Below are 10,247 nucleotides of genomic sequence, written 5' to 3' on the forward strand. Positions count from 1 at the left end.
CGGTGGTCGCGGGCTATCCGCAGGACGGGAGCCTGAACCTGCAGGCGGCGACGGTACCGGTCGACACGGGCCGGCTGATCACGTCGTAGGGCCCGGCGGCCGCTGCGGGGCTCAGAGGAAGCGGCCCATCGCCACGTCGTCGACGTACTTGCCGTCGAGCAGGAACTCCTCCGGCTGCACGCCCTCGACCACGAAGCCCTCCGACTCGTACAGGGCCCGTGCGGGCGCGTTGTGCCCGAGCACGCGCAGGGTGAGACGGCGCGCGCCGCGCTTCCGCGCCTCCTCGATCGCGGCCCGGACCAGCGCCCGGCCGACGCCCATGCCCCGGACCTCGTCGGAGACCACCAGGCCCTGGATCTGGCGCACGTGGGCGTTTGCGGCCAGCGTGGTGGCGCGCACGAGGCGGATGTAGCCGACGATCCGCCGGTCGACTTCGGCGACCAGGTAGTCGTGCGGCAGATGGCGCTCGTCGAAGAAGGGCGGGTACGGCGGCAGCGGGGCGGGCTGGACGGAGTGCAGCACGGACCAGGCGGTCCGGTCGAGAACGGCCAGTTGCTCCTCGTCGGCGGGCAGGGCGCTGCGTATGGAGGGTTCGGACATGACGGCCACCCTAGGTCACGGGGTAGGGATGACCTCATGGAACCTTCGCGAATCGCGGTGGCCGGCGCGTCCGGTCTCATCGGCAGCGCCCTGGTGCGGTCCCTGACCGCGGACGGGCACGAGGTGGTGCGCCTGGTCCGCCACGCGCCCCGGGGGGCGGACGAGGTCCGCTGGGACCCGGAACGGCAGCGGGTGGACGCGGCGGGGCTGGTCGGCTGCGACGCGGTGGTGAACCTCGCGGGGGCGGGCATCGGGGACCGGCGCTGGACGCCCGAGTACAAGCGGCTCGTACGGGACAGCCGGGTGCTCGGCACGGCCGCCCTGGCGGAGGCGGTGGCCTCGCTGGACACACCGGCGCGGGTCTTCGTCAACGGCAGCGCGATGGGCATCTACGGCGACACCGGTGACCGGGCCGTGGACGAGGACGCGCCGCCGGGGGACGGTTTTCTGCCGTCGCTCTGCGTGGAGTGGGAGGAGGCTACGGCGCCCGCGCAGGAGGCGGGGGTGCGGACGGTGCTGCTGCGCACGGGGCTCGTCGTGGCTCGCGAGGGCGGGGCCTGGGGCAAGCTGTTCCCGCTGTTCAGGGCGGGGCTCGGGGGCCGGATGGGCGACGGTCGGCAGTACTGGTCGTACATCGCGCTGCACGACGAGGTCGCCGCGATCCGGCATCTGATCGACCACGAGACGCTGTCCGGGCCGTTCAACCTGACCGCGCCGCGGCCGCTGACCAACCGTGAGGTCACCGAGGCGATGGGGCGGGTGCTGCGCCGGCCCACGCTGTTCGCCGTCCCGGCGCCCGTACTGCGGTCGGTGCTGGGCGAGATGGCCGGGGAGGTGCTGGGCAGTGCGCGGGTGGTGCCCAAGCGGCTGCTGGAGTCGGGGTTCACGTTCGCGTTCCCTGAGATCGACGACGCGATCCGTGCTGCCTTGTGACCGTATGCGACCGTCGTGCGACCGTGCTCTGTCGATGCGCGACTGTTCCTGACCGAGAGCGAACCTACCCTCGACCCGAACTCGGGTATTCCCCGGGCCTGTTGGGGGCATGACGTCTCCACCGGCCGCGCAACCACAGGAGGGGCCTCGTGCTTGAGCCCGCGTACCAGGTGGACGTCGTCATCGTGGGAGCCGGGATCGCCGGACTCTCGGCGGCTCACCGGCTCACCAGCGCAGGAGTATCGACCGCAGTCCTGGAGGCCGCCCCCTGGGTGGGCGGCCGCATGTCGACCGAGAAGGTGGACGGCTTCCGCCTCGACCGCATCGGACAACTGCTGTCCACGTCCAGTCCCGAACTGCGCCTCACCCCGGGGCTCGGTTCGCTCGCCCTGCGCCGCTTCGCGCCGGGCGTCCTGCTCCATCGCGACGGGCGCACCCACCGGGCCGGCGCACCGGCGGCCACGGGGAGTGCGAGGGGCGCACTTCATGTGGTGCGCGCCCTGGCGAGCGCCCCCAGGGGTTCGTCGGCCGTTCCGGGCCGGGCCGGTGCGCCGGTGGGCGGCGCCGTCGACCAGGCCCGCCTCGGCACCGCCCTGGGCCGGATCGCCGCCACTCCCGTCGAACGCCTGCTGGCCCGCCCCGAACTGCCCGCCGCGCAGGCGCTCGCGGCCCGCGGGGTGCCCGCCAGGACCGTCGACGGTTTCCTGCGCCCGCTGCTGGCCGCCCTGCTGTGCGACCCGGACCTGACCACCTCCAGCAGGTGCGCCGACCTCGCGCTGCACTCCTTCGCGAGCGGCCGGCTGTGCGTGCCGGAGGGCGGGGCGGAGATGGTGCCGGAACTGCTGGCCCGGACGCTGCCGTCCGGCACCGTGCACACCGGCGTGCGGGTCACCTCGGTGTCCACGACGTCGGTGAGCACGGCCGAGCACGGGGTGATCCGCTGCCGTGCGGTGCTGCTGGCGACCGACGCGCGGGCCGCGGCCGACCTGCTGCCGGGGCTCCGGGTGCCCGACTTCCACCCGGTGACGGTCGTCCACCACACCACGGACGACCCGGCGGCGGTCCTCACGACGGGCACCTCGCTGCTGCTGGACGCCGACCGCGGCGGACCGGTGGCGCACACGGCGGTGCTCAGCAGCGTCGACCCGAGCCGGGCGCCGGCCGGCCGGGTGCTGATCTCGTCGACGGTACTGGGCACGCCGCCCGACGCGGTCGACACCGCCGTCCGCATCCACCTGACCCGCCTGTACGGCACGCCGACGCGCCGCTGGGAGACGCTGGCGGTGCATCACACCCCGGAAGCGGTCCCGGCGATGCGCCCGCCGCACGACCTGCGCCGCCCGGTGCGCCTGCTGGCCGGCCTGTACGTCTGCGGCGACCACCGCGACACCAGCACCGTCCAGGGCGCCCTGCACTCCGCCCACCGGGCCGCCTCGGCGATCCTGACGGACCTGGGCGCGGCGGGCTCCCTGCACAGCGCGGACCCGGCGGCCACCCTGCCCCGCGCCGCCTGAGCCCTTGCCGGGCACCGGGCCGCCCGGCCCTACCGGACGGCCTGGCGGGCCGAGCGCGGTCGGCGGCCCGGCACCTGGGCGACTCGGCCCGGCGAGGCGACCCGCACCGCGTCAGCGATCCCGGCGCGCCGGGCGCTCAGCCCAGTGCCGCGACCCGCTCCCGGTAGCCGCGGGCCGGTGGCGCATCCTTGTAGGGCTCCAGGCGTCGTTCGAAGTCCCTGACGTACTCGATCGCGCGGACGGACCGCATCTCCGCCGCCTGGCCCGCCGCCTCGGCGGCCAGGGCGCAGGCCTGGTCGAGTTCGCCGAGGCCGAGCCTGGCGGTGGCGAGGACGACCCGGCAGAAGAGGCGGCTGCGCGCGTAGGAAGGCGCGCGCAGCTGCAGGGAGCGCTCGGCGTGCTGCGCGGCCGCCCGGAACTGGTGGAGGTCGCGGTGGCAGTGCCCGAACTCGTCGGCGAGCTGCGCCTCGTCGAAGAACCGGGCCCAGTGCGGCACCTCGTCCCCGGGCCGGGCCGCCTCCAGGGCGCGCTCGGCCCGCACCAGCGCACCGGTGCACGCCCGCACCTCCCCCAGCACCCCGTGCGCGCGTGCCTCGGAGGCGTGCAGCAGCGCCTGTACCACCGGGGGCGCGCCGGTGCCCACCCCCTGCTGGGCCACCCGGGCCAACTGCACCGCCTCACGGCCGTGTCCGAGGTAGACGGCCTGACGGCTCATCGTGACCAGGACGTAGGAGCCGTAGGAGCGGTCCCCGGCCGCCTGGGCGAGCCGCAGGGCCTGGACGAAGTAGCGCTGGGCGAGACCGTGCGCCGCGATGTCGTACGACGTCCAGCCCGCGAGCCGGGTCAGGTCGGCCGCCGCGGCGAACAGTCGGCGGCCGGTCTGCTCGTCGTAACTGCCGCGCAGCATCGGCTCGCACTCGTGCTCCAGGTAGCGCACCAGCGCCTGCCGGGCGTGGCCGCCGCCGTAGGCGTCGTCGAGGGTGCGGAACAGCTCGCCGACCGAGCGCAGCGCGGCGATGTCGCCGCCGGACACCTTGTGACCGGGGACGCGGGCGGCCGGTCCGCGCGGCCGGGGCGGGACCGGGACGGACTCCGGCCGGTCCTTCACGGTGCCGGGCCGGGCCTGGGCGGGCACCCGGAGCGCCGGCTCGCGGGCCACCCGGTCGTCGGCCTTGCCGATCAGCCAGTCCCGGCTGGGCACGACGAGCCCGGCCGGGGTGAAGGCGATCTTGCGCAGCTCGGCGTGGCTGCCCGAGTCCTTGCGCCACAGCCCGCTGACGATGTCGACGGCCTCCTCGGGGGTGGCCGCGAACTCCAGCCCGGCGTACACCGGGGCGCAGGCGTCCAGGCCGAGGTCCTGGGCGGTGAGCCGGCGCCCGAGCCGGCGGGTGAACACCTCGGCGATCAGGGCCGGCGTCGTGCCCCGGGGCTGCTGACCGCGCAGCCAGCGGGTGACCGACGTCTTGTCGTATCTGAGGTCCAGCCCGTGTTCCAGACCGAGCTGGTCGACGCGTCGGGCCAGACCCGCGTTGGAGAACCCCGCCTCTGCGATGAGCGCGGCGAGCTGGCGGTTGGGGGTGCGCTGCGCGGGTCGGTCCGTCATCTGCGGTGCGGTCTCCTGCCTTCCGGGACTCTGAAGTGCCGGGATTGCCTGTGAGCAGCCGATTTGGCCTCTCGAACGGCGCGAATGTAGCGGAGGGTGAGCAGGTGATCGCACTCTTCCCCATGCATTCATCCGATCGTGTGAGGATTGCCCGCAGGGCTGACGCATGACGGTCGGACGTACAGTGGCGTGGGCGCGTTACAGCCCTGACACACCGGTCCGCTGAGGGAGGCGCTTGCCGTGAGTGAGTTGCGGTTCGTCCGCATGGGGTTCGGCGCGGATGCCGTCGATTACCAGGAGGCGTGGGACGAGCAGCGCCGGGTGCACGCCGCCCGGTTCGCGGACGAGATCCCGGACACCGTGCTGCTGCTGGAGCACCCCCCGGTGTACACGGCCGGCCGGCGCACCGCGGACAGCGAGCGCCCGCTGGACGGCACCCCGGTCATCGACGTGGACCGCGGCGGCAAGATCACCTGGCACGGCCCGGGCCAGCTGGTGGGCTACCCGATCCAGAAGCTCCCCCGCCCGGTGGACGTGGTCGCGCACGTACGGCGCCTGGAGGAGGCCCTCATCCGCACCTGCGCCGAGTACGGCGTGGAGACCACCCGGATCGAGGGGCGCAGCGGGGTGTGGGTGCTCGGCGACCCGGTCGAGCAGCGGCCCGCGCTCGGCGGACTCTCCCTGGACTTCGACCCGCGGATCGACGACGAGGAGTTCGACCCGCGGCTGAACGGGCCGGAGTACGCGCCCTCCAACGCCGGCCAGCGCCGCGAGGACCGCAAGATCGCCGCGATCGGCATCCGGGTCGCCAAGGGCGTCACCATGCACGGGTTCTCCTTCAACGTGAACCCGGACAACCGGTGGTTCGACCGGATCATCCCGTGCGGTATCCGGGACGCGGGCGTCGCCTCGCTGGCGGCCGAACTGGGCCGCGACATCACGATCGAGGAGGTCCTGCCCGTGGTGGAACGCCACCTTCGGGACATCCTGGAGAACGCGGAACTCAAGCCGCGGGTGATCGAGAAGGCATCCGCCTGATCGAGGGAATGCGCCCTGCGACCGTGAGGTTGGCCTCACCGGCAGGGCCCAATCAATACGGGCGTACCCTGGGGTACGCCGACGAATCGAAGCTACAGGGAGCCGACGTGTCCGCAGTCGCACCCGACGGACGCAAGATGCTGCGCCTGGAGGTCCGCAACAGCCAGACCCCCATCGAGCGCAAGCCCGAGTGGATCAAGACCCGGGCGAAAATGGGTCCCGAGTACACGAAGATGCAGAACCTCGTGAAGAGCGAGGGCCTGCACACGGTCTGCCAGGAAGCCGGCTGCCCGAACATCTACGAGTGCTGGGAGGACCGCGAGGCGACCTTCCTCATCGGCGGCGACCAGTGCACCCGGCGCTGCGACTTCTGCCAGATCGACACCGGCAAGCCCGAGGCCCTCGACCGTGACGAGCCGCGCCGGGTGGGCGAGTCCGTGGTCACCATGGACCTGAACTACGCCACCATCACCGGCGTCGCCCGCGACGACCTGGAGGACGGCGGCGCCTGGCTGTACGCCGAGACCGTGCGCCAGATCCACGCGCAGACGGCGGACCGCGAGGCCGGCCGGACCAAGGTCGAGCTGCTGGCCCCCGACTTCAACGCGGTCCCCGAGCAGCTCGCCGAGGTCTTCTCCGCCCGCCCCGAGGTCTTCGCGCACAACGTCGAGACGGTCCCGCGGATCTTCAAGCGGATCCGCCCCGGCTTCCGCTACGAGCGCTCGCTGAAGGTCATCACCGAGGCCCGCGACTTCGGCCTGGTCACCAAGTCGAACCTGATCCTCGGCATGGGCGAGACCCGCGAGGAGGTCAGCGAGGCGCTGCGGCAGCTGCACGAGGCCGGCTGCGAGCTGATCACCATCACCCAGTACCTGCGCCCCTCCGTGCGGCACCACCCGGTGGAGCGCTGGGTCAAGCCGCACGAGTTCGTGGAGCTGAAGGAGGAGGCCGAGCAGATCGGCTTCTCCGGTGTGATGTCCGGCCCGCTGGTCCGCTCCTCGTACCGCGCCGGGCGCCTCTACCAGATGGCTGTCGAGAAGCGCGGTTCCTACATCGCCACCCAGGCGGTGTGAGCCGAGCGTGTGAATTCACGCACAAGGAATTACTGGCCAGTAATGGCCGAGTCGACGCGGTCCTGAGCGTCCTCGCTGATGAGGGCGGCCGTCAGGGCCGCGTCGGCGTTCCGGGGGTCCGCATCGAGGCTTCATCGGCGTTTGACCGGTCGGTCACGCCCTGGTAACACCAAACAGTGACTCTGGTATCACACCCCGTGCACCCGATCCGAGGGGGGACCTCGATCATGCAGGCCGCGCCCGTCCGCGCCACCGCCATCCCGTCCTTCACCGACGCCCTGCGCGCCGTGGAGTCCCTGCTCATGAGCAGCGGTCAGCGCACCGCCCGCCGCAACGCCTGGACCTCCGTGCTGGAGGACCGCCGCCGCGCCAAGGACCGTGTCGAGGCCCAGCGGTTCATGGAGCAGGCCACCGGCCGTCCCTGACCCGCCCGGTCCGTTCCCGCCGCTTCGCACCGGACACTGCCGTCGTGGGCACTCCCGGAGCCACGTAGACTTCGTGGCATGGCGAGGAAGGAAACCGCGGCGGACGCCGCGAACGCAGGGCGACTGAAGCAGATCGCCCTCACGTACAAGATGACCCGCAAGGCCGACAAGAAGCTCGGCCTTGTACTCGCGGCCGTCGGCATCGGCACCCTCGGTGTGTTCCTCGCGATCGGCTTCCTGATCGGTCACCCGGTCTATCTGGGCATCCTGGGCCTGCTGCTGGGTGTCCTCGCGACGGCCATCGTCTTCGGCCGCCGGGCCGAGCGGGCCGCCTTCGGGCAGATGGAGGGCCAGCCGGGCGCCGCCGCCGCTGTGCTGGACAACATCGGCCGGGGCTGGACGACCACTCCGGCGGTGGCGATGAACCGCAGCCAGGACGTGGTGCACCGCGCGGTCGGCAAGGCCGGCATCGTGCTGGTCGCCGAGGGCAACCCGAACCGGGTGAAGAGCCTGCTGGCCGCCGAGAAGAAGAAGATGAACCGCATCGTGGCGGACGTGCCGGTGCACGACGTGATCGTCGGCAACGGCGAGGGCCAGGTCGAGCTGAAGAAGCTGCGCACGACCATGTTGAAGTACCCGCGGGTGCTGACCGGCCCCCAGGTGACCGCCACCAACGACCGGCTGCGCGCCATGGGCGACCTGATGAGCAACATGCCGCTGCCGAAGGGCCCGATGCCCAAGGGCATGCGGATGCCCAGGGGCGGCCCGAAGGCCCGCTAGCCACCCTCGTCGAGAAAGGGGCCGCCCGGATCACTCCGGGCGGCCCCTTCGTCGTACGCCGTCGTCCTCGCCGTGGGCGGTCGTGCGGTCTAGACGCGGACCTCGACCGTCTGCGCGAGGCGGTCGTGCAGCCCCCGGCCGTCGCGGTCCCAGATCAGCGCGGGGATCGCGAGGCAGAGCAGGAACGTGCGCAGCAGGGAACGCCCCGGGTTGACCGTGCCGGTCCGCAGGGCCACGACCCGGATGCCGAAGAGGCGCTTGCCCGGGGTCGAGCCGACGGTGCCGACCGTCAGGGCGCTCATCGCGAAGAAGACGAGCAGGGCCCAGTTGCTGGTCGCGGGGGTGTAGCCGTGCGTGATGAGACCGTATGCGATCAACACGCACAGTCCCCAGTCGACGGCCAGGGCCCCCAGGCGCCTGCCGGGACGTGCGATCGAGTTCGGTCCCTCCTCGGGGAGTCCGAGCTGCTCACCCCGGTAGCCGAAGTCGGCCCCGGCGTCCTCCATGGCCGCGCGCGGCCCGGAGAGCCACGATCCCATTGCTTGCCTGTTGTCCACCCGAACACGGTACTGCGCCCGGGTCCGGCCGCAGCGCCCAGGGTCTGTCGGGGCTACGGTGGTAGGGGGCTGGTTAACTTCTGCGAAACAAATGGGTCACGCCCGAGAAATCACCGGTCCCTAGGGTCGACCCCAGCGTGTGCCACCGCACTGGCCGCACGAACGATCTACCACCCCGGCGCGGACGGTCGGGAGTAGGAGGAGCTGGATGTTCCAGAACGCCGACGAGGCCAAGAAGTACATCGCGGACGAGGACGTCAAGTTCGTCGACGTCCGCTTCTGCGACCTGCCGGGTGTCATGCAGCACTTCACGTTGCCCGCGGAGGCGTTCGACCCCGACGACGAGCAGGCCTTCGACGGGTCGTCGATCCGCGGTTTCCAGGCCATCCACGAGTCGGACATGGCTCTGCGCCCCGACCTGTCCACCGCGCGCGTCGACCCGTTCCGCCGGGACAAGACGCTCAACATCAACTTCTTCATCCACGACCCGATCACGGGCGAGCAGTACTCCCGTGACCCGCGCAACGTGGCGAAGAAGGCGGAGGCGTACCTGGCGTCGACGGGTATCGCCGACACCGCGTACTTCGGCCCCGAGGCCGAGTTCTACGTCTTCGACTCGGTCCGCTTCTCGACGGGCGCGAACGAGTCCTTCTACCACATCGACTCCGAGGCGGGTGCCTGGAACACCGGCGCCCTGGAGAACAACCGTGGTTACAAGGTCCGTTACAAGGGCGGCTACTTCCCGGTCCCGCCGGTCGACCACTTCGCCGACCTGCGCGCCGAGATCTCCCTGGAGCTGGACCGGCAGGGTCTGAAGGTCGAGCGCCAGCACCACGAGGTCGGCACGGCCGGCCAGGCGGAGATCAACTACAAGTTCAACACCCTGCTCGCCGCCGCCGACGACCTGCAGCTCTTCAAGTACGTCGTGAAGAACGTGGCCTGGCGCAACGGCAAGACCGCGACCTTCATGCCGAAGCCGATCTTCGGTGACAACGGCTCGGGCATGCACGTGCACCAGTCGCTGTGGAGCAACGGCGACCCGCTGTTCTACGACGAGGCCGGTTACGCGGGCCTGTCGGACACCGCCCGCTACTACATCGGCGGCATCCTCAAGCACGCCCCGTCGCTGCTGGCCTTCACCAACCCGACGGTGAACTCCTACCACCGTCTGGTGCCGGGCTTCGAGGCGCCGATCAACCTGGTGTACTCGCAGCGCAACCGCTCCGCGGCCATGCGTATCCCGATCACCGGCTCGAACCCGAAGGCCAAGCGCGTGGAGTTCCGCGCCCCGGACTCCTCGGGCAACCCGTACCTGGCCTTCTCCGCCCTGCTCCTCGCGGGCCTGGACGGCATCAAGAACAAGATCGAGCCGGCCGAGCCGATCGACAAGGACCTGTACGAGTTGGCTCCCGAGGAGCACGCGAACGTCGCCCAGGTCCCGACCTCGCTGAACGCCGTCCTCGACTCGCTCGAGGCCGACCACGAGTTCCTCCTCCAGGGCGACGTGTTCACGTCCGACCTGATCGAGACGTGGATCGACTTCAAGCGCACCAACGAGATCGCCCCGCTGCAGCTGCGTCCGCACCCGCACGAGTTCGAGCTCTACTTCGACGTGTGATGTCACCCCAGGTCAGAGCGGTTTCCGCGCGCCTGGTCCGTTCGTAGGCCGTCGGGCCGGGTCATTGTCCCCCGGCTAGGCCGGCCGCCCGGCCCGGGGGGGGGGG

10 protein-coding genes are annotated in these 10,247 nt (G+C 71.7%); 7 read left to right on the forward strand and 3 right to left on the reverse strand.

Going from position 1 to position 10,247, the window contains the following annotated elements; genetic code table 11:
* Positions 1-111: 111 nt before the first annotated feature.
* Positions 112-600 (reverse strand): GNAT family N-acetyltransferase, encoded by a 489-nt coding sequence (locus V7E45_RS34940; protein ID WP_333778279.1) that lies wholly within the window; start codon positions 598-600, stop codon positions 112-114.
* Positions 601-636: 36 nt separating this feature from the next.
* Between V7E45_RS34940 and V7E45_RS34945 the strand changes: the two genes are divergently transcribed.
* Positions 637-1,533: a TIGR01777 family oxidoreductase gene (locus V7E45_RS34945; protein WP_333778280.1), complete on the forward strand. Its 897-nt coding sequence runs from the start codon at positions 637-639 to the stop codon at positions 1,531-1,533.
* Positions 1,534-1,682: 149 nt separating this feature from the next.
* Complete coding sequence (locus V7E45_RS34950) at positions 1,683-3,047, forward strand: NAD(P)/FAD-dependent oxidoreductase (RefSeq protein ID WP_333778282.1); 1,365 nt, start codon at positions 1,683-1,685, stop codon at positions 3,045-3,047.
* A 136-nt stretch (positions 3,048-3,183) separates the two neighbouring features.
* Here the strand turns inward: V7E45_RS34950 and V7E45_RS34955 are convergent, their stop codons facing one another.
* Positions 3,184-4,650 carry a regulator gene (locus tag V7E45_RS34955; RefSeq protein ID WP_333778283.1) on the reverse strand — a complete coding sequence of 489 codons (1,467 nt, stop codon included), beginning with the start codon at positions 4,648-4,650 and terminating at the stop codon, positions 3,184-3,186.
* 240 nt (positions 4,651-4,890) lie between these two features.
* Between V7E45_RS34955 and lipB the strand changes: the two genes are divergently transcribed.
* From lipB to V7E45_RS34975, 4 genes are all read left to right on the forward strand, one after another.
* Positions 4,891-5,688 (forward strand): lipoyl(octanoyl) transferase LipB, encoded by a 798-nt coding sequence (lipB, locus tag V7E45_RS34960; protein WP_333778284.1) that lies wholly within the window; start codon positions 4,891-4,893, stop codon positions 5,686-5,688.
* A 107-nt stretch (positions 5,689-5,795) separates the two neighbouring features.
* Positions 5,796-6,761 carry a lipoyl synthase gene (gene lipA / locus V7E45_RS34965; protein WP_020939595.1) on the forward strand — a complete coding sequence of 322 codons (966 nt, stop codon included), beginning with the start codon at positions 5,796-5,798 and terminating at the stop codon, positions 6,759-6,761.
* A gap of 227 nt (positions 6,762-6,988) precedes the next feature.
* On the forward strand, positions 6,989-7,186 hold the full coding sequence (locus V7E45_RS34970) for an SCO2195 family GlnR-regulated protein (protein ID WP_333778285.1): 198 nt from the start codon (positions 6,989-6,991) through the stop codon (positions 7,184-7,186).
* A 78-nt stretch (positions 7,187-7,264) separates the two neighbouring features.
* Positions 7,265-7,966, forward strand: coding sequence for a DUF4191 domain-containing protein (locus V7E45_RS34975; RefSeq protein ID WP_333778286.1), 702 nt, complete (start codon positions 7,265-7,267; stop codon positions 7,964-7,966).
* A gap of 89 nt (positions 7,967-8,055) precedes the next feature.
* On the opposite strand, the gene V7E45_RS34980 is transcribed toward V7E45_RS34975, so the two are convergent.
* Positions 8,056-8,523 carry an RDD family protein gene (locus V7E45_RS34980; protein WP_333778287.1) on the reverse strand — a complete coding sequence of 156 codons (468 nt, stop codon included), beginning with the start codon at positions 8,521-8,523 and terminating at the stop codon, positions 8,056-8,058.
* A gap of 208 nt (positions 8,524-8,731) precedes the next feature.
* On the opposite strand from V7E45_RS34980, the gene glnA reads away from it, so the two are divergent.
* Entirely contained in the window at positions 8,732-10,141 is a 1,410-nt protein-coding gene (gene glnA, locus V7E45_RS34985) for a type I glutamate--ammonia ligase (RefSeq protein WP_333778288.1), read from the forward strand.
* The last annotated feature ends 106 nt before the right edge of the window (positions 10,142-10,247 follow it).

The organism is Streptomyces sp. IBSBF 3136 (assembly GCF_036815105.1).
Taxonomy (GTDB): Bacteria; Actinomycetota; Actinomycetes; order Streptomycetales; family Streptomycetaceae; genus Streptomyces.